This is a genomic window from Novipirellula methanifontis (genome assembly GCF_052161655.1).
GTDB lineage: Bacteria > Planctomycetota > Planctomycetia > Pirellulales > Pirellulaceae > Novipirellula.
Genome location: NZ_CP197418.1, coordinates 9,938,348 through 9,958,047, shown reverse-complemented (window position 1 = coordinate 9,958,047; position 19,700 = coordinate 9,938,348). Strand labels below are relative to the sequence as shown.

At 53.5% G+C, this 19,700-nt stretch carries 11 protein-coding genes; 1 reads left to right on the top strand and 10 read right to left on the bottom strand.

What is annotated here, in order from left to right; genetic code table 11:
- Positions 1-36: 36 nt before the first annotated feature.
- The 4 genes from SH528x_RS35415 to SH528x_RS35400 all read right to left on the bottom strand — a co-directional run bounded on the left by SH528x_RS35415 (position 37) and on the right by SH528x_RS35400 (position 5,287).
- Entirely contained in the window at positions 37-1,545 is a 1,509-nt protein-coding gene (locus SH528x_RS35415; protein WP_442508125.1) for a sulfatase, read from the bottom strand.
- Between the two features lie 268 nt (positions 1,546-1,813).
- Positions 1,814-3,241, bottom strand: a complete 1,428-nt coding sequence (locus SH528x_RS35410) for a sulfatase (protein WP_442508124.1) — start codon at positions 3,239-3,241, stop codon at positions 1,814-1,816.
- A gap of 102 nt (positions 3,242-3,343) precedes the next feature.
- Positions 3,344-4,690 (bottom strand): transposase, encoded by a 1,347-nt coding sequence (locus SH528x_RS35405; protein ID WP_442508123.1) that lies wholly within the window; start codon positions 4,688-4,690, stop codon positions 3,344-3,346.
- Between the two features lie 99 nt (positions 4,691-4,789).
- Positions 4,790-5,287, bottom strand: a complete 498-nt coding sequence (locus SH528x_RS35400) for a hypothetical protein (RefSeq protein ID WP_442508122.1) — start codon at positions 5,285-5,287, stop codon at positions 4,790-4,792.
- Between the two features lie 246 nt (positions 5,288-5,533).
- On the opposite strand from SH528x_RS35400, the gene SH528x_RS35395 reads away from it, so the two are divergent.
- On the top strand, positions 5,534-8,668 hold the full coding sequence (locus SH528x_RS35395) for a DUF6797 domain-containing protein (RefSeq protein WP_442508121.1): 3,135 nt from the start codon (positions 5,534-5,536) through the stop codon (positions 8,666-8,668).
- Between the two features lie 65 nt (positions 8,669-8,733).
- Here the strand turns inward: SH528x_RS35395 and SH528x_RS35390 are convergent, their stop codons facing one another.
- From SH528x_RS35390 to SH528x_RS35365, 6 genes are all read right to left on the bottom strand, one after another.
- Positions 8,734-10,200 (bottom strand): sulfatase, encoded by a 1,467-nt coding sequence (locus SH528x_RS35390; protein ID WP_442508120.1) that lies wholly within the window; start codon positions 10,198-10,200, stop codon positions 8,734-8,736.
- A gap of 52 nt (positions 10,201-10,252) precedes the next feature.
- A complete protein-coding gene (locus SH528x_RS35385) occupies positions 10,253-11,752 on the bottom strand; it encodes a sulfatase family protein (RefSeq protein WP_442508119.1) in 1,500 nt (499 codons plus the stop codon).
- A 236-nt stretch (positions 11,753-11,988) separates the two neighbouring features.
- Positions 11,989-13,419, bottom strand: coding sequence for a sulfatase family protein (locus tag SH528x_RS35380; protein WP_442508118.1), 1,431 nt, complete (start codon positions 13,417-13,419; stop codon positions 11,989-11,991).
- A 120-nt stretch (positions 13,420-13,539) separates the two neighbouring features.
- Positions 13,540-15,456, bottom strand: a complete 1,917-nt coding sequence (locus SH528x_RS35375; RefSeq protein WP_442508117.1) for a DUF5060 domain-containing protein — start codon at positions 15,454-15,456, stop codon at positions 13,540-13,542.
- Positions 15,457-15,555: 99 nt separating this feature from the next.
- Positions 15,556-17,004 carry a sulfatase family protein gene (locus SH528x_RS35370; RefSeq protein ID WP_442508116.1) on the bottom strand — a complete coding sequence of 483 codons (1,449 nt, stop codon included), beginning with the start codon at positions 17,002-17,004 and terminating at the stop codon, positions 15,556-15,558.
- A gap of 130 nt (positions 17,005-17,134) precedes the next feature.
- On the bottom strand, positions 17,135-19,117 hold the full coding sequence (locus tag SH528x_RS35365; protein ID WP_442508115.1) for a sulfatase: 1,983 nt from the start codon (positions 19,115-19,117) through the stop codon (positions 17,135-17,137).
- Between the last annotated feature and the right edge of the window lie 583 nt (positions 19,118-19,700).

The window sequence follows — 19,700 nt, the reverse complement described above, 5'->3', positions numbered from 1 at the left end:
GGACAAGACGTTTAGTGGGAGGCCCAGTCAATATGGCTATCTCTTGTCGTTTTTGTTGCGATGTCGCCGCAGGTTGTACTTCGATTCGTTGGGAATGCCTCGGCGTGGCGCCGCCTGTTTGGGCAGGCCTTGGGAGAGTCTGGCCTTCGTCGCAATCATGTCCGAAGAATCAGCCAGATTGGTAAACTCATGCGGATCGTTTTTCAAGTCGTAGAGTTCTTCAAAACCGTCGTGGTATCGAATGAACCGGTAGTGTTCGTCCGAAACGGCATGTGACGGTTCTGATGCGAAGACGTAGGACGTTAGCGAAAGTCGATCGTGTTTCGCCGCCGGGTCCTTAATCTGTGGCACCAACGAATGCCCATCGCACTGCGGTGGAACCGGCAACCCTGCTAATTCGCAAAGCGTGGGATAAACATCGGTCAGCGTCGCCGGTTGTCGCGTGCGTTGGCCGTCGGCACTTTGCCCTGGCACATGAATGAACAGCGGAACTCGCGTCGTTTGATCCCAAAGACAGAACTTTTCCCAGTTATCTTTCTCACCGATGTGAAACCCGTGATCGCTCCATAGCACGACGATCGTATTGTCCTTGATCGGCGATGCATCGAGTGCGTCAAGCAGAAGTCCGAGTTGGTGGTCGGTATAGCTGATGCTCGCCAAATAACCCTGCATCAACTTCTCCCATTGTTTATTCTTCACGACCCAGCGGTGCCAAGGCTGACGCTGGGGAACACGTGCATCGTCAAGGTCGTTTTCGATCACTTCGGGCAGCTTGATTGTTTCCAACGGATGCATGTCAAAGTACTTTTGAGGTACTTCGAATGGGATATGTGGGCGGAACAGCCCAACGGCCAGAAACAGCGGTTTGTCGTGTGGTTTGGCGAGTTGCTGAGTTGCCCAATCGACCACCATGTGATCTCCGGTTTCCTCATCAGGAACCAGCAGCGGTTGCGCACCGAAGAGATGTCGCGGACCGAGCGGTCGTCCCGGAGTCAAACCGGCTTTAGCATCAGGAATCAATTTTGGTCGAGGCCAGTCTTTCGAGATCGGATCCAGTGGATCGCCTCGGTATTCATCCCACGCATCAGGATCGTTTTGCGAATCGCCTGGCGACCACTGCAAGGTATGGAAAATCTTTCCGCCGCCGGCTGCGTGGTAACCGTGATCACGGAAATGCTGAGACAGAACAACGGCATCTTTTAGTGCTGGCGACTCGTCTCGCCAACGAGGTCCGTGGGCGCCGAACAGGTTGGTGTAGATTCCCGATGTCACCGGGTGCACCCCCGTCATCATCGACACACGAGAAGCATGGCAAACGGGCGCGGCACAATGTGCATTGGCAAAGGTCACGCTGCGCCGTGCCAGTCGATCAAAGTTCGGCGTTTTGACTCCGGCTTGGTTATCCAGCGGTGAGATGTAATCGTTCAAGTCATCGACGGCGATGAACAGGACATTCGGCTTCTTTTCGCTGGCCGACTGACCATCGGCCAGAGCCATCATCGGCGTTGCCAACATGGACAACACGGCGAAGTAGAATCGCAACATGTAGATATCTCTTGTTTTTTTTTGATAGAAAAGTCGGTTAGGCTGACCACTGTACCGCACTGGCCGATCACAGAATCGTTTTATCGAGCTGCCAGCGCCAGCGATCAACACCGAAGAAAGCCGAAGGCCAAGCCAGTACGACGAGACACAGGCATATAGGGGAACAGTGATTCATTCCTCGACAAACTCTATTTCTGTGTGATGTCTGTTTTCTTGATGACGGCTCGATTGGCTATGTCAATGTTTTGTCGGCTTCGAGTGATTTGATTTAGGGGCTAACGATTTCAAGTAGCCGCTGGTCGAGTTGCTTCACCGTATTTGCGTTTTCGGAAAGCTCTGCAACGTTCTTCGTGGCGACGTCAGACTGAGAATGATCGTACAACTCTCGCGCAATCAACTCGCCGTTTTTTCGTTGCCACCGCGTGTAACGCCAATTGCCGCTGCGGATCGAATATCCCATTGTGCTGCCCCGAGGATACTGGCTTAATGCCGCTTGCTTTCCGGGCAGTGATGGATCAGCGAACAGCGGTAGCAAACTCTTGCCTTCGCATGTCTGCGGAATCGTCAATCCGCACCATTGGGCGAGTGTTGGGTAGATGTCGATGTATTCAACCAATGCCCTTGATCGCTTGCCAGCCGGGATACCCGCACCGCTGAAGATCAGGGGAACGCGAGTATCCAATTCAAAGTTGGTGTGCTTGCACCAGTCACCGTATTCGCCGAGCTTCCAGCCATGGTCACTCCAAAACACAATGATCGTGTTTTCACGAAGGCCCTGGCGGTCAACTTCCTCAAGCACTCGGCCAACTTGGGCGTCGATGTAGGACACACAAGCACGATACCCGTGGATCAACGTTCGAGTCTGATCGTCGGACAGATCATCTTTCGGGGGAATGTCCGTGTAAGCTCGCAACTCACCCCAGGTGGTGGTGGCTTGGTCTGGAGCACCGCGGGGTGGTGTTCGTGCGGGAATTTCAATCTCGGCTGGATCATACATGTCCCAATATTTCTTAGGAGCAACGAAAGGCAGGTGTGGCTTTTTGAAACCAACGGCCAGGAAGAACAGCCGACCGTCTTTCTGACGAAGTTGCTCGATCGCGTTGTCAGCGATGACACCATCCGAGTAGGTACTATCAGTGACATCCCCGCTCTCGTACGCTGGCCCCTTTATCAACTGCCGAAGGTCTTTTCCCTTTAGCTTTTGCTTTTTTGCTTCCTTGGTTTTCTCGGCGATCATGGCAAGCGTCTCTGGAGCCGCGTATTGCGGCGTCGAGCAGGCGTCCAGCACATCCCAAAACGCTTTGTCGTCGTTGCCGTGGTGGTAGATCTTTCCGAGCGAGACGGTTCGGTATCCATTCTGCTTAAAGAACCGTGGCATCGACATCGCGTCTGGGAGAGACTTGTTCAGAGGATGGTCGAGATCGAAGACTCCGGTCGAATCAGGACGCATTCCCGTCATCAAGCTGATACGTGAAGGCGCACAGACAGCCTGCTGGCAATATGCCTGTTCAAACAGAAGTCCCTGCTGAGCCAGTGCATCAAGATTTGGCGTTTTCATGTACTTGGCGCCATAACAACCAAGCTCGACTCGTAAATCATCGACGCCAATGAAGAGAATATTCTTCTGTGGCGATTGAGCAGTCGCAACAGAGCCCAAAAAAAGTAAGGCGGTCGCAAAAAGGAAAGAGGTTTTCATGTTGGTCGTTTTCTGGGAGGAAGTGATTGGATGTGGGATAGGCTTCCAGCCTGTCATGTTCGATTCGACAGGCTGGAAGCCCAGGGCTGTAAGGGTATGTTGCTAGGTTAATCCTAGCAGCTTCGCCGTCGAAACGTGACGCGATGCAACGTTCCGTGATCGATAGGGCTTTTTCTTCTTGGTACCTCGACGGGATTTGCGATACTCACTCAGGTCGATCTTGCGAGCGATCTTGGTGAGCAGCGAAATAAGCCCTTTCATTGACGCTGGTATCAGTTCACTCCATTCCTCAGCGGTGATCGCAATCAGCATGCCCTCGGTTTTGTCCGAGACGTTCTTCGAGACGTGGAAGTGGCTGATCTCGTCAACTTCTTCTTCCTCGTGAGTTGCATACAGGACTGCAAAAATCGTCTGCCGGAGGTTGAACGCTAGGACGGACATGCAAAAAAGTAATGCTGCTGCCTGAGGATGTCCAATCCCTGAATGTTCGCAAGTGAGCGTCATCTGCAACACGTTGAATGCAGTTTCCACTTCCCAGCGATGGCGATAGAGTTCAGCCACGTCAGTGGCTGAAACTTCGCTGGGAAGATTAGTCAATACATGAATCACGGTGTCGCCATCGCGAGTGGGCTTGTCCAGCTCGACAGTGATCCGACGAACGATCATCGCGTCGTCCGCAGCGGAAAGCTTTAGCTCTTGCTCGTACACTACGCCCGTGCTGATGCGACCAATCCGTTTGCGTTTCCCAAGCAAAACACCTTTTAAACGCCCATGTTGGCGGATCGCGAAGAAGCCACACGCCAGAGCAATCTTAGTTAAGAATGACACAATGCAATAATGCCGGTCAGCAATCACGACGTCTTTGGCTACCAGATCTTCAACGATCCGACCGCAACAAGTCGACTCTTGCGAGTGTCCGTCAAGCAGGACATAGACTTGATCGAAAATTTGTCGTTGCAAATCAAATCTTGCGACGAGCTTCCCTGGCAATGGAGCCCCTTTGACTTCCCGAAGCACTTTTAGTCTTTTGTCAGACTTCGCCAAAACATTGCCATCAATGCTAAAGCAGCGATAACCAGGAAGTAATTCCCACGGAACGAATCCCAAAGCATCTTGTGCTTGCACCGCTCGCTCTGCGGAGTGCTTGACGATTGCTTCACTAACGGCTGGCTCCACGCCTCGGGTTTTGGCGTAGAACGATTGACGCGTTACGCCAAGTTCTTCTTTATGTTCTCTGTAGGCTTGATTGAAGTTGTCGCTGAAATTGAGCGCCACATCAGCTACGGTCGCTGCGATGGCCTCAAACAAGGCGATGTAGTCGTACTGCGCCTCGCGATTGTTATCAAAGATGCGATTAAGATCGCTTCGAATGAAATCTTGCGTCAGAACTCTTGTCATGACGGCAAATGGAGCCTTGTTAACAAACCGATCAAAGACTTTAGATGACACCGCGAACCTCCGTGTAGTGTAAAACACGGTAATACACGACAATCAAGCCACAGCGATACCCTTACAGCCCTGGGCTGGAAGCCTATCCCACTGTTTTGATTACTTGTGTCGTTTTGGATCGGTGAGCTCATGCAGATCCACGAATTGCTTGACCGTTCCAATCAAATGCGGAGGGCATGTGTAGAACTCACCCGATTGGTCGACGGGATGCGTCGATTTCAGGAACGGAATTTCACCTCCATCGGTCAGAAAGTCATTCTGCTGATCCATCCACGAAAAGAGCTCCTGTTTCAACCGTGCCTTGATTTGCGAGAAGGCGGGATCAGCCGCAACGTTGGTCAGCTCAAACGGATCAGCCTGCGTATCGAATAACTCTTCTTCGGGTACGTCGGGGTGTTTTTTCGCTCCCATACGATGAAACGGATCAATCTTTATGCCAGCCAGTTCGTCGCGTTTGATTCTTTCAAGCGTGTTGAAGTTGTGGATGTAATGGTATCGCCCGTCATGCGAAGATCGTCTTGGGAAGACGTGTGTCCCCAAGACACCCTGTTGCGTCATCAACCCAAAGACAAGATTCCTATGTCGAGAGTCGAACATTCTGTGCTACACCTTTTCACGGCATCACAAGATCCGATGTGTCAATTTCAAGCGTGTGATTGGTGATTTTGCGAGATCGCTGGAGAAAGGCAGTCGCGTAACCGTTTGATCTATTCGCTTATGTATTTATGCTTGCGGCCCACCATTCTCACGCGGAAAATGAAAAACTCGTAAGAAAATCTGACAAATTCCGCGTAGAGCGGCATATTACTTCCACAATCATTCATCCTTATTTGTGGTACACCGATGCTCTGTATTCGATTAGCTAGTCTTCTGATGTTCTTGGTAACGGCGACGGTTTGGGGGGAGGAGACGCCAGCGTTGCATCAATTGCTTGAACGAGCGGACCCGGCGGATATCGCCGCGGAGGCTCGTCGCCGTGGCGATCCGGCTCGCGGCGCCCTGGTGTATTTCAAATCTGCCGCTGGCTGCATTCAATGTCATGAGAGTGCTGCCGATCCGATGGCGGGTCAGGATTCGCCACTTGGCCCAGACCTATCGCGACTCGGCGATGAAGTCACCGACGTTCATTTGGTGGAGGCTTTGTTGCATCCGTCCAAGTCGATCCGCAAAGGGTATGGGACGGTTCAAGTGTTAACGGTCGATGGTGATGTCCGGTCCGGAATGTTCGTTCGCGAAGACGACGAGACACTGGTTCTGCGTGACGCCGCAAACTTACAGTCCGAAATCGTGATCGCACAGGATGATATCGAAGCACGCAGCGAGCAAAAGATTTCGATGATGCCGGGCGGATTGATGGCGACATTCAACTCTCAGCGAGACGTCCTCGACCTCATCTGTTACTTGTTTGCGATTCAGGCGGGCGGTCCCACGCGGGCAAGCAAGTTGAAACCCAGCGCAGATCAACTGGTTGTCGCAGACGACACCGCCAATTTAAATCACGCTGGCATCCTGAGGAGAGTTGAGAAGACACACGCGAAAGGCGGAAAACAGATTTTCGAAGCATCGTGCGTGCAATGTCACGGAGCAGACGGGAATATGCCGTCGCTGGCCACGGCACGCGCGTTCGGGAAACAAAAATTGAAGTTTGGTGCTGATCCCTACAGCATGTTCCAGACGCTTTCCAAGGGCAACGGATTGATGGCTGCGACCATTGCGTTATCACCGAAAGAACGTTACGCGGTCATTGGCTACATTCGCAATCGCTTCATGAAAGATTCCAACCCCGACTATCGCCCGATCACGAATGAGTATCTGAAATCACTGCCAACCGGTACGGATATGGGGGATTTTAAACCGGATGCCGATCGTGACTATGGACCGGCGTTGGCGTCTCAGTTGGGGCGCGACATCAACAGTGCCCTCACAGTTACCCTGGGCGAGCAGACAATCGCTTACGACCTGCACACGATGGACCAAGCCGGCCTTTGGACAGGCGGTTTTCTCGACGTCGATCAAACCCAACACAAACGGGGACGCGGCGAAGGCTACTCGCAGCCCAAGGAGACTCCGGTACCCGGTTTGTCGACTTGGCGGTGGGGACACGATGAATCACTCGACTACCCGACCGATGACGTGTTGCCACGCGGACCGTTGCCACAGCGCTGGCTGGATTATCGCGGTCACTATTTGCATGGCGACCGAATCGTTCTTTCCTACGCGATTGATGGTCGCGAAATCCTCGAAGTTCCTTCCGCGATCGATGGTAAAACCGCCGTGCGTCAAACGCTGCGAATCAGCGAGGGAAAGGCTTTGATTTTGGCCGTTGGCCCGCACCAACCTCAAATCAGCGGAGACACCACAGGCGTCACCGTAACGCTCGATAAACAGCAACGTTGGGTTGTGCGAATTCCATGCGACACCGATTCTCGCTTGCTCGACATCGTGCGGTTTGTTAATGCTGATGCGGATTCGCCAAAACGTAAGAACTTAAATCTGGAGCGGATCGATCCGGCTGAGATGGTCGCAGGTGGTGACTTACGCTGGCCGCAAACGCTTGAAACGGTTGGGTACCGCGGTTTTCAGGACACCGCCTACGCTGTCGATACAATTTCGGTTCCTGAGTCGACCCCGTGGAACACTTGGTTTCGTACGTCCGCGATCGATTTCTTTCCCGACGGCCGACTCGCCGTTGCCACCGTCGGTGGAGATGTTTGGATCGTTTCCGGTGTGGATGACGACCTGATGAATCTGAAATGGAAGCGGTTTGCTGGTGGCATGTACGAACCGTTCGGGATCAAGGTTGTTGACGGACTGATCTACGTAACATGCAAAGATCGGCTGACGCGTTTGCACGACCTGAACAACGATGGCGAAGCCGATTTCTACGAAAGTTTCAGCGCTGACACAGATGTTTCGACCTACTTTCATGCGTTCAACTTTGATCTGCAAACCGACAGCCAAGGCAATTTCTATTACGCCAAGAGTGGTCAGTACACGGATTACAAATTGCCTGGCGCGGTCGTGAAGGTCTCGCCGGATGGCAAGACACGAAGTATCGTTTGCACCGGTCTGCGGACGCCAAATGGCATGGGCATTCTGCCTGATGACCGGCTAACCGTTAGCGATAATCAAGGCACCTGGATGCCGGCATCAAAGGTCAACTTGGTAAAACCTGGTGGCTTTTATGGCTACGTTCAAAACCACAAAGGTGGCGCATGGGCACCGGATGGTGGTCGGATCGACGCTAAGAACGTAGTGCCGCCAAAGACGTTCGACCCGCCGCTGATTTGGATGCCACAAGAGGTCGACAATTCGTCGGGCGGCCAAGTGTTTGTCGATGACCCACGTTGGGGACCGCTGGCGGGACGTCTTCTGCACACCAGCTTCGGGCAAGGCAGTTTGTTTTATCTGATGACTCAGGAAATCGGAGGCACCGAACAGGCAGCGCTGATCAAATTCCCACACGACTTCGGTACCGGAATCATGCGTGGCCGAGTGAACCCCGTCGATGGCCAACTCTATGTCACGGGACTCAACGGATGGAACGACAACGGTCGCGCGGGACTCGCCGACAACGGTATCTATCGCGTGCGGTACACGGGCAAGCCGCTTCGCATGATTGAAGATTGCCAAGTCGAATCGGGCGGTCTCCGCATTCAGTTCAACTTTCCTGTCGATCCCGCTTCGGCAACCGACGTCGCCTCGTACGCCGCCCAACAGTGGAACTACAAGTGGACCAAGAATTATGGATCGGACCATTATCACCCCGAAACCCGAGAGCTTGGCGAGCAATCGGTGGCAATCTCGAGCGTCCAGTTATCCGAAGATCACAAGTCGGTGCTGCTGAGAATCCCCGGGCTGCGTCCCGTCAATCAATTGCGTTTGCAATTGAATGTTAACGACGAATCCGGTGCAACATTCAGCGAACAGGTTTACTGGACCATTCATCATGTCGTTCCAAAGATTTCGACGCGTTAAGCGTCAATGTGGGATAGGCTTCCAGCCTGTCAATGCAGGCATGACACGCTAGAAGCCTATCCCACTTACTTCTTTTGTTTTCCATTGCCTAGCTTGCCGACAATTGCTGCCTGATTCTGCTTGAAGCCTGCTGCATCGCGTTTGGCAATCAGTTGAGCCCGCAGCGTCTTCACGACCGAGGCATACTCTGGATTTTTTGCCTGGTTTGTGAATTCGCCCGGGTCTTTTTCCAGGTCGTACAGCTCCGAGCCGTTCTCGCCAAATCCCCACTGAGTGAAACGCCAGTCCGTTGTGCGAATCGATTCCCCACCGCTACGGCTGATGGTGAATGCCTGGTCCTTCTTCCAGGAAGACGATTCGGTATCAACCAGAAGTGGTTTCAAGCTTGTTCCCTGAAGCGTGTCCGGAGCGGGAAGGCTGGCCAGTTCGGCCAGAGTCGGATAAAGGTCGACCAGTTCTGTGATCTTTGTGGTGCCACGGCCATGCTGATCCTTGAGCCACGGCACGCTGATGATAAACGGCACACGCGTGGCCTCTTCGAACAGGTGCTGCTTCTGGTATTTGTGATGATGCCCCAAAAGGTATCCGTGATCGCTGGTGAAGACGACAATCGTATTATCCGCCAACCCCTTTTCTTCCAGAGCATCCAGGACGCGTCCGACCTGTGCGTCCATGTAGGAAATACTGGCGTAGTAGGCCTGTAACAGCCCTTTGTGCAGTTCCGGCGTCACCCCGTACGTTGTGCTGTTTCGTTTGTAATTGCGGATGATCCCCGGCACGTCGTCCAGGTCATTCTCCGGCACCTCTGGCGCTTCCATTGCCTCTCGATCGTACTGGTCGAAATACTTTTTCGGTGCGACGAGAGGCACGTGCGGTCTCACAAATCCCACGGCTAGAAAAAACGGATTGTCTTTCACCTGGTCAAGCATCTCGATGGCGCGATCTGCTGCCATCCCGTCGGCGTGTTCGCTGTCTCCGCTGGATGCAATCACGCCAGTAAAGCTCTGTGATCCTTTGTCTTTTGGCGACCAGTTCGTCAGTTCGCCGGGAGCGTTTTGTTCCGGAGCTTTGATGTTGATCGCTTCGTCCCATGAAAAAGGATCATCGCTTTCCGCTGTTCCGTCGATGATCTCAAACGGAATGCCCATGTGATAAATCTTGCTGACTCGTCCCGCGTAGTAGCCGTTGTTGCGAAAAGTCTGCGACAGCGTTACCACATTGGGCATACTGCCTCGCAAGGTGCCCTCATTGCCCAGCGTCAAATTCGAATACGGATACAGGCCTGACATGATTGACGCACGCGACGCACCACAAACCGGATACTGACAGTGCATGTTCTGGAACTTGACGCCGCGATCCGCCAGGCGATCGAGGTTGGGTGTTTTGCACTGCTTGTGTCCAAAACCACTCAGAGCGGTATTCAGATCATCTGCGATCAGGAACAAAACGTTGGGCTTTTCAGCATGTGCCGGTGATTGCGGAATCAGTGTCGCTGTGATCATGGCAAAAATGATCAGACAAGTCGTTTTCATTATTCGATTCTCATATAGCGATTTTTTGACTTAATTCGTTCATCATGACAGGTCATCCAGCCTGCGGTTGAGGCTTGGATCGTGCGGTGTCGTTCCGCGTTATCTCTGGCAACGAAAAGTCTTTTAGCAGTTGCGGCGGTCCGCTGAGCGACTGGTCGTCATCGATTTCTTTCATCCGTTTGGCCACCAAATCGCGAAGCTTTTCCAGTTTGCCACGATGCCCAGGTGACGTGGCCAAGTTGTTTTTCTCAAACGGATCGCTTTCCAGATCGTAGAGTTCTTCTGCTGGATTGCTGTGATAGTCGTGCAAGAATGCTGCCGCCTTCGGGTCGGTTTTTGCTGCGTCGATGTACGATTGCCAGTGGTGGCCGGCGTGTGCCCAGTGCCCGTCGACGCGAGGAACTTCCTTGGCCCATACATCCGTGTGTGTGGTGTAAGCGAACTCGGGGTGCAGGTTGCGGATGTATTTCCATTTGCCCACGCGGACGCTGCGAATCGGGTAGACGTTCTTTTCTTTGTCACCTTTGTGCGTTGCGTAGATCACGTCGCGATGTTTGTCGGTTTCGCCAACCAGCACCTTTGCGAACGAACGCCCGTCGATACCTGAGGGTGATGTGCCACCGGCCAAGTCGATCAGCGTGGGCATCAGATCAATCCAGCTTACCATCGCATTGGTCGATGAATTGGGCTTGATCTTGCCCGGCCAAACCGCAATCAGCGGAGTGCGGATTCCCGTTTCGTACAGTGACCATTTCGCGAACGGCCACGGCATCCCATGATCGGACGTGTAAACGACCAAAGTGTTGTTCACATCCAGGTGTTTGGCGATCAATTCTCGAGTTTGCCCAGCGCGTCGGTCGATATCCTCGGCTCCTTCGACGTATCGCGTCATTTCCACTCGGGCTTCGTACGTATCGAAAATCTTAGGCGGAATGACGACATCTTCGGGAGCGATTCTGGCCTCTTCTTTGGGCGGCCAAGCGGTGTGCGTGTCGGTCCAGCCAAGAAACAGTGCCAGCGGTGGTGCGTTATCAGGGCGTTGTTGGAGAAATAATTCCACCTGATCCAATGTCATGGTTTGTTGCAAGCCGCCGCCGCCGAGAATCTTGACACCGTCGGGAACGTATTGGCCGTAATGCTTCGGGCCGGAGTGGCCAACTTTGCCGTGGAAGACAACTTCGTAGCCTTGTTCCAGTAGCGTCGGCAGCAGCGAACGGACACCGGGCTTGAGTTCAAATTCGTGGTTGCCGACGATGCCGTTGTTGTAAGGCATTCGCCCCGTAAACAGTGCCGCACGACTGGGCGCACAGGCTGGCGAGGCGACATAGGCATTGTCGAATCGAATCCCCTGTTCCGCCATTTTTTGCAGGTTGGGCGTCTGGAATTCACTCGATCCATAAACGGATGAGTGGTACACACCGTGATCATCCGCAATGGTGATCACAAAATTTGGCTTGGCGGCAACGACCGTCTGACCGCAAAGCAACGCAATCGCCAGAGCAATGGGAAACACAATTGATCGTGTGGTGCAAACTCGATAGCAGGTTTTCATGGATTCAGGCAACGTTATGGCGAAGTTCAGGGTTTGTAGTGTCGTTTTAAGACGCAAGAAACTGACGTATTTAGATGTGGCATCAGTTTAGTAACAAGCGGGAAACAGCTGTCCAACATAGACGCATTCGTGAAAGCGTAGGACCGGTTCCTACCGGTCTTCTTAGGCGATTCGGTGAATTCGGCCGGTAGGAACCGGCCCTACTTCAAACGCGACACATATTTCCCGCTCGGTCCTTAGCGAGAGAGTCGAGCTTTCTTGTCAGACTGGACGCCTTTCGCGTCCTTCAGTTGTTGTATCCGCTGACGTCGACGGCCCTCGGACTGTCGTGAATAGGCGTCCAATTCTGTTTGGCGACCGAGGTCCCCCTGCTCCGTCATCCAATCATCGACAGCAGCGGAAAGCCGAGCTTTCGTTTCGGAAAAATCGGGGTTAAGAGCGAGGTTGTTCAGACAATACGGATCGGACTGAATGTCATAGAGTTCTTCCTCGGGTCGTTTGAGAAAACGATTCGCACGTTGCTGAGTTTGGTCGTCAAGATCGCGTGTAGCTTCCTGCAGGCTACGAGACGTTGGAATACTGAATTCGTTTTCCGGAAACAGATTTCGGATGTATCGGTGGTGTTTGTCGACGACGGACCGAACGCCGTAGGGTGCTTGGCAACCGGTTACACCACGAGTTGTTTGCAGGCTGAAAGCAAGTTCACTGTGGCTCGTTTCTTTGCCAAGCAGCACCGGAAGGAATGACGTGCCATCGAGTGAATCAGGAATCGTTGCACCGGCCGCGTCAAGAAAGGTCGGAACGATATCCGTGTATTCAACAATGGCTTGGGACTCGCTACCGGCTTCGATGTGCCCCTTCCAACTAGCGACCAAGCCGCTGGCGACACCGATTTCGTAGCACGTCCACTTTCCGAATGGAAACGAGCTGCCTTGCTCGGTCGCGACCATCACGATCGTGTTTTTGCGAAGATCGAGTTGCTCTAGCATGCCCATGATCTCTCCGGCCTGACCATCAAAGTAGGTGATCTCTGCCAGATACTTGGCGTACGATTTTCGCTGGTGCTCGAACTGTTGTGGGCTCAGCTTGGCGTTCAGATAGGGAGTGGGGTCGCCCTTGGTGTAGGGGCCGTGTGGTTCGTTGGAGCACAAAAACAGGCAAAACGGTTTTTCTTCTTTGGCAGAGTCCCGCAGTAGTTGCAGCACTTTCGGGTAACGGGTTCCGTCGATCGTTTCGACATCGCGGTTTGTCGGTTCCGCGAACTCTTTGATGTACTCAAAGGGAAAGACGTCTGCCGGAGCGATGTGCTGCTTTCCCGCCAAGGCAACTCGGTAACCGACTTCGCTCAAGTAGTGGGGAATGCTCTTCACGTCGTGATAGGCTTCGGCGTGATTGGGATACGCACCGCTCTTGACCGGGTACAAGCCGGTGTAGAGCGCATGCCGAGTCGGTGAGCACATGGGTGCGGCCTGATAACATCGATTGAATTTCATTCCCTCCGAAGCGAGCTGAATCAAGTTTGGCGTTTTCGCCGGGCCGCCGTACAACTCCAAGTCTCGATAGCTGCAGTCATCTGCAAGAATGAAAACAAAGTTGGGGCGATCATCGGCTTGAGCCAGATTCGTGAAGCCGACGACCAGCAGCAAGAGTAGAGCTAGGAATTTCATGTGAAAGCTTTATTGAGGCTGCGGCAATGATGTGAATCTGAACAAACGGTCCGCTTCACGATCCCTTTGCTCACATTCGGTGATTCTTTTTGATAGTAATTCATTGCGTCGTGAAATAGTTTATCGTTTTTGATCGGGCTCAGAGTGACGCGTTATCAGCAATGCCCAATCTTGCTCGGGCTCAGTCGGTGGTGGCCCGATTGAGACGTTGTCACCTGCAATCAGTTCGAAACGGTTTCCTTCAAACTGGCCACTGCGTGGGCTAAACCAACGAGCCTGAAAACTACCGGTCGCCTCGCTCAAGTTGATCCGCCCCGTATCGCGGGCGACTGGAAAGTAGATCGCGTAAATCTCGCCCGGTTTCCGAAACACCTGAGCGCCCAATGGAAATGACTTGCCAGATCCCAGGCCCACTTCAAGCGTCGCTTCGTCATCGACAAGTTCGTCTGCCGGTTGCATTTCCCAAAATGGAAGATGATCCTCCATGAACGTCCGAGCGATGGCGAGTGACTTCCAAAGCTCGATTCGCTGGGGTGTCTTGAAGGATTCGGTGCCCAGCAAGTCTTCGAGGATGAATTCGATCTGACCGCCCGACATCAGCGTCGGCCAAATCTTCTGCTTGCGATGGAGTGCCGGGCGATCGAACGGCTTCCAAGACTCTTTCTGCCCAACATCCAGTACGAATTCGTCCATCGAAATTGGCAGCGGCCGGCCCGTCTTGGCTGTTGCTTCGCGAAAGTCTTCGACGAGGGTGTCGATCCTTCGCCGGTTCAATTGAATCGACGTCAAACTGAATCTTGTATCGCCAAATGTGAACTTCAGGGCTGCCAGCGGATCATGCGCCGAGTGAACGGAAATGGGGTGGTCGTAGGGATCGACCGCCTTCACATAGTCGGCAAATGACCGAATTCGCTCGGGGCCGAGGTCGAAACCAATATTGTATTCCTCGCAAAGATTCCAGCTCAGAGCATTGTGGTGACCAAATCGAGCGATCATTTCTCGGTAGTAGAGTTTCCGTTCAACGCCCAACTCACCGTCATCGAGTTCCTTCTTGTTGGCGACTTCCGCTTCATTGAAAACAAAGTGCAAGTTGATTCCTCGGTGCTGAGCGTGCGAGAAGACGGTGTTCCATTGACGCAGTTTGCTTAGATCGAAGTTCCGGTTGTCATCCTTCGGGCTCCCCTTGCGTGCTGGTTTTCCCGACCACGGCCAAACATCGTCGCCGTCACCACCGACGTTCATGGTCAGGAAATAAATGCTGTTGACCCTTTGTTCGGCGAGACTGTTCAAAGCGCCGATGATGGCTTTGCCACTGCCGTCATCCCAGTCGGGATCACCCTCACGCCAATCGGAAACATGATCGGCGTAGCGATGGCTGACGGGCGTGTTATCGAACCCTTCATAGGCGAGGAAGTTTTCGGGACTGTCCGCTCCGCCGCGAATCCAATACGGACCATCGCGGAATTTTAAGTAGTGACCGCCTGCATATTCGAGACGTCCCCATTTCAAGTATCCTGGTGCCGAGCGAACGCGTGGTTTGACGGTGATCGCTCCAGTATCGCCATCCAAGCTGACAGGTTCTCCAGCATCAGGCTCCAACGACACCGCAATGTTCGAGCCACGACGCAACGAGGCTTGATAAGTCCACTGGCCGGCTTCATCTGGTGTGAAATTTGCCGTCCACTGATTGCCAGCTTCACCGCCCCTTCCATCACCATCGAAAAAGCCGGGGACATCATAGGTTTGGCCTGACGGACCAACGAATTGCACTTGAAGCCGGTAATCGAGAAAGGGATTTGGATTGTCGTCCGTTTCCGCAGCCAGAGGACCGCTAAAAGAGAGGGATAACGGATGCCACACGACGAAGACGTCACGGCTGGTATCTGGTTGGTCGCTCGCTTTAGATACAGCCGGCTCAGATGGCAGCGGAAAATCTTTCAGCAGACGTGGCGGTTCCGCGACACAAACGGTTGCCTGGAACACCAGGCTGAAAAGCATCAGCGGTAAAAACAATCGAAAACGGACGGTTGAATTCATAGAGTTCACTTAACGTTGATTGCTGTTTCGTGCGTCAAAACAAGTTCCTTGCATGTGAGTGCAAAGAGCTTTGTCGCGGACGGGACGTATGCTTGGCTTCTATTCGCCGGCCGTTGCTTGCTTGAGAGCCCCACGTTGTTGTTTCTTATGCGCCCGATTTGCCTTGGCCTTTGTGGGAGGCTTGACGCGAGTGGGCGTTTTTCCTTCTAAGTAGAAGTCGTAGTAGTCCATCCACGCCGGTGCCATTGGGCCGGTCGCCAGTCCCGGTGGGGCAAGTGTTTCGGACCACGTTGTCAGTTTGCGTCGCAATCGATCGGCGACCTCCGGATATTTCCTTAAGAGATTGTGCTTTTCTTCGATGTCCGATTTTAGGTCATACAGATATTCACGCTCCCCTCCACGCAGCAGTTTCCAATCGCCTTCGCGAATCGCGGCCTGAGCAATCCACCGCCACATCAATGCGTCGTGGGGTGCGGCCTTGTTTTCGCCGTTCAAAAATGGAATCAGGTTGACGCCGTCCAGATCACCGGGCTTGGTGTCAAGTTTTGCCAGTGACGCTGCCGTCGCTGCTACATCCAAGGCACTGATGGGATAGTCGTAAATTTGGCCCGCTGGAATCGTGCCGGGCCACGAGACGACGAAGGGCACATGCATGCCACCTTCGGCCAACATTCCCTTTTCACCATTAAGTGGATCGTTGAGCGAACCGTCCCAACCCGGACCACCGCCCGGGGCGTCTCGTTTGTGAATTTTTAGCGGTGCTCCGTTGTCACCGATGTAGAAGATCAGTGTCTTCTCAGTCAGGTTGTGTTTTGCCAGCGTGCTAGTGATCAGCCCCACGCCATCATCCACGGCCGAAAGCATCGCGAGTGCTTGACGGCGGCGTTCTGGCATCTCACCCGGAAAGCGATCGAGATATTTCTTTGTTGCGTCCAGTGGGACATGGGGAGCTCGGTAAGCCACGTACAGAAAGAAAGGATCGTCTTTGTATCGGTCGATGATAGCCGCCGCCGCTTGGCTACATCCGTCGATGTGATAGGTCTTGGCGGGCAACATGCCCATCTCGCGATCCTTTCCGTCTGCACTGATGTTGGCTGCAAATGGTCCGCCGCTGTTCTGGTTATAGACATGTTTGAAACCGTGATCGGTGATCCGTGGTCCGGCGCCGAGGTGCCATTTTCCGAACTGCGCAGTGATGTATCCGGCGGACTGAAGTCGCTCGGCGATCGTTAGTTCTCGGTCAAAACCTTCGAGCGATTGACCATTGGCTTCGACCCCAAACTTGGATTGGAATTTTCCGACCAGCAAACCCGCCCGAGACGGAATGCACTGCGGTGCAGTGCTGTAACCGTGTCGTGCCAGCACACCACTTTTGGCAAGAGCGTCCACGTTGGGCGTGCGGATGTCATCAACCACGCCCTGACATGAAAGGTCGGCGTACCCGTGATCGTCGGTATAGAAAACGATAATGTTGGGCCGGTCGTTGGCAGTCGCCGTTGCTGACAAAAGCAACAAAAGCAAGACGGTCTGTAGGGACAGCGATTTCACGTGTTAACCTTTCGGGCGTTTCAGGTTGCTTTGCTTTTCAGGTCATCGATCGCGATGAACAATAGGCTCGGCTTGTGCGAATGTCAGCGATATGGGATCCAATTGCAGTTGTGATTGATGCAGTGATGAATCAGAACTTCCATCGGTAAACCTCAAGCCCATCGCCGGTTGTTAGTCGAATGTTGGTGAGCGAGATCCGGCCTTGCCCCGTGGCAGGATCGATGCGGACGGCAAGAACGGGGTTGTCGACAGACCACTTAATGCTGTACTCGTGAGGATTGCCGTCGTGTTTGACGTCGAATAGCGTGCTGCGGTCGCGGAAGAATGCGGGGGAAACACCTTTCTCGTGCCAAAACAATTGGCCCGCTCCCTTTGCATCGGAGCTCATTGTGAATTTCAACACGAGCGTCTTTTCGGTAACCGCAGCGGGAAGCGTGTAGCTCAAATAGGGATCGCCGCCATCACTTGACAAGATCAGCGAACCGTCTTCGAGTGTGAGTTGGCACGTGCCGCCTGGCTGCCAGCCAGCGACTGGCTTTCGAGGTTTCTGAGGCTGATTCTTTTGGGTTTTGCTTCCACTTTTGCCGGTGCCTTTTAAGGAAGCCTTGCCGATCAATTCAGGACTATACTTCGTTGGATCGAACTTGGGATTGGGCAAAGGCACGATAGCGTTGGTGTCGGTCAGAAACTGGTCGATCAATTGGTCAAGTTCACGCACTCGGTCGGGCTGAGCCGCGGCGAGATTATTCTGTTCACCGAGGTCGTTTTTCAGGTTGAACAATTTGTAATCGTGCTGGCCATCATCGCCGCCGTGAAAGATGCGAATCAGCTTCCAGTCGCCAGCGTGAACGCTGACTGACGGTGGCAGCCACTCCGGAATGTTGGGCGAGTGCGGAAAGTACGTAAAGATCGCGTCGCGATCCAGTGGCTTTCCCTGTAATGCGGGTGCAATACTGATACCGTCGAACGACTGGTTTGGCTGAGGATCGATATCGAGCCGTTCCAAAAGAGTCGGATAGAAATCGCAACTCTGAATGACTTCGTCGCTGCGAGTACCGGCTTTCACGTGACCCGGATCAACAACGATCGCCGGCCCGCGGACTCCGCCTTCGTACATCGTCGCCTTGCCACCGCGGAGCGGAAAGTTGCTGGTCGCCGACGTACCGTCGACTTCGTTGTACATGTTGCCGCCGTTGTCCGATGCGAACACGATGATCGTGTTGTCGGCAATGCCAAGCCGGTCAAGAGTGTCGAGCAAGGTCCCAACCGCATCGTCCATGCTTTCGACCATCGCGGCATAGGTTGGACTGCGCTGCGGATCGTTCTGATCAACCTGTTTCTGATACTTGTCGATCAGGGAACGCTTGGCGTCAAAGGGCGCGTGCACGCTGAACATCCAATAGTTCAGGAAAAAGGGTTTGTCGCTGTGCCGCTTCATGAACGCGACGGCTTCCTTCGCCATGCGATCTTCAAGGTGCTCGTCCGGAATATCCGGATCGTGGTCGAAATCTTTGAACATCCACGGCGCGACGTAGCTTCCCGCGGGTCCTGGACCAGGATGATGAGGAACGTCCACTTCGAAACCGTGCTCCAAGGGCGAGTACGGTTCCGATCCCAGATGCCACTTGCCAAAGTGCCCGGTCGCATAGCCATTGTCTTGGAACATTTCCGCCAGCGTGTAGTAGTTGGTATCCAACCGAGACACCGAATTCGGAATCGTGCATTTCTGATTCGCGGGACCGGTTTTGGTAGCGGTTGCTGTCAGAGTAACTTGCGGCAGATGGCAATTCGGCGAAGTGATTCCGTGACGTGCGGGACTGAGCCCCGTCAGCACGCTGGCTCTTGTCGGCGAGCACAACGGACTGGCCGAATACGCTCGCGTGAACGTCATTCCGCGAGCGGCCAGTCGTTCGATATGAGGTGTCTTGTAGAATGATGTCGTGCCGAACAGCGTCGTGTCGCTCCAGCCAAGATCATCGGCAAGGATGAAAACGACGTTCGGTGGTGACTCTGCTCTAGCGGTTGAACAAATCAAAAACGCGGCGACCACTGACATCATCAGCACCCGTTGCGACTGAGAACACGAATTTCGGTTGCGTTGAGAATGCGGCACGAGCGGCTCGGGGGTGAGGTGGGAAAGTTCTCCTGACTCGATTCAAATCTGATTCGTTTTAAAATCGAGCTGACGAGCACTTGTATGCCTGCGAGCTACAAATCTCACACTGGAACCTGACAGAATTGTTCCGTATGCGTTTTGTGATCCTGATCGTGTGGGTTTCGCAGAAAGTTGGGGAGTTTTCTTCAAAGTCGCGGCAGATTCCGGAGCGGGCGGCAAACAGGTTGTGAGCCGAACGCGCTAGCGTCGGGCCGCCGCTCGGTAAATCGTGGGTGAAACGAGGCCGGCGGCTAGCGGCCTGTTGATTTAGTTAGCCGCTTGGGCGCTAGCCCCGGTTTCGTCACCACAGAACCGGGGCTAGCGCGCAAACGGCTAACATAATTTTTTGAAGATCGACTAAATCAACAAACCGCTAGTGCCGTCGGCTCACAAATAGGGACGAGACGAAAAACGGGACAGTCAAATAAGGGGGATGTGATGTTCTATTGTCTGAGGGCACGGTAACGTTTATCAATAAGTCAATTGAGACGATCTATAGTGGATTTTAGCGTGTTTTTAAGGTGTTAAGTTGACGGATTCA

Coding starts and splice junctions, on each gene's coding strand:
- SH528x_RS35375 (WP_442508117.1), bottom strand. CDS start 15,456: ATGAATTCAACCGTCCGTTTTCGATTGTTTTTACCGCTGATGCTTTTC.
- SH528x_RS35415 (WP_442508125.1), bottom strand. CDS start 1,545: ATGTTGCGATTCTACTTCGCCGTGTTGTCCATGTTGGCAACGCCGATG.
- SH528x_RS35385 (WP_442508119.1), bottom strand. CDS start 11,752: ATGAAAACCTGCTATCGAGTTTGCACCACACGATCAATTGTGTTTCCC.
- SH528x_RS35410 (WP_442508124.1), bottom strand. CDS start 3,241: ATGAAAACCTCTTTCCTTTTTGCGACCGCCTTACTTTTTTTGGGCTCT.
- SH528x_RS35380 (WP_442508118.1), bottom strand. CDS start 13,419: ATGAAATTCCTAGCTCTACTCTTGCTGCTGGTCGTCGGCTTCACGAAT.
- SH528x_RS35400 (WP_442508122.1), bottom strand. CDS start 5,287: ATGTTCGACTCTCGACATAGGAATCTTGTCTTTGGGTTGATGACGCAA.
- SH528x_RS35395 (WP_442508121.1), top strand. CDS start 5,534: ATGCTCTGTATTCGATTAGCTAGTCTTCTGATGTTCTTGGTAACGGCG.
- SH528x_RS35390 (WP_442508120.1), bottom strand. CDS start 10,200: ATGAAAACGACTTGTCTGATCATTTTTGCCATGATCACAGCGACACTG.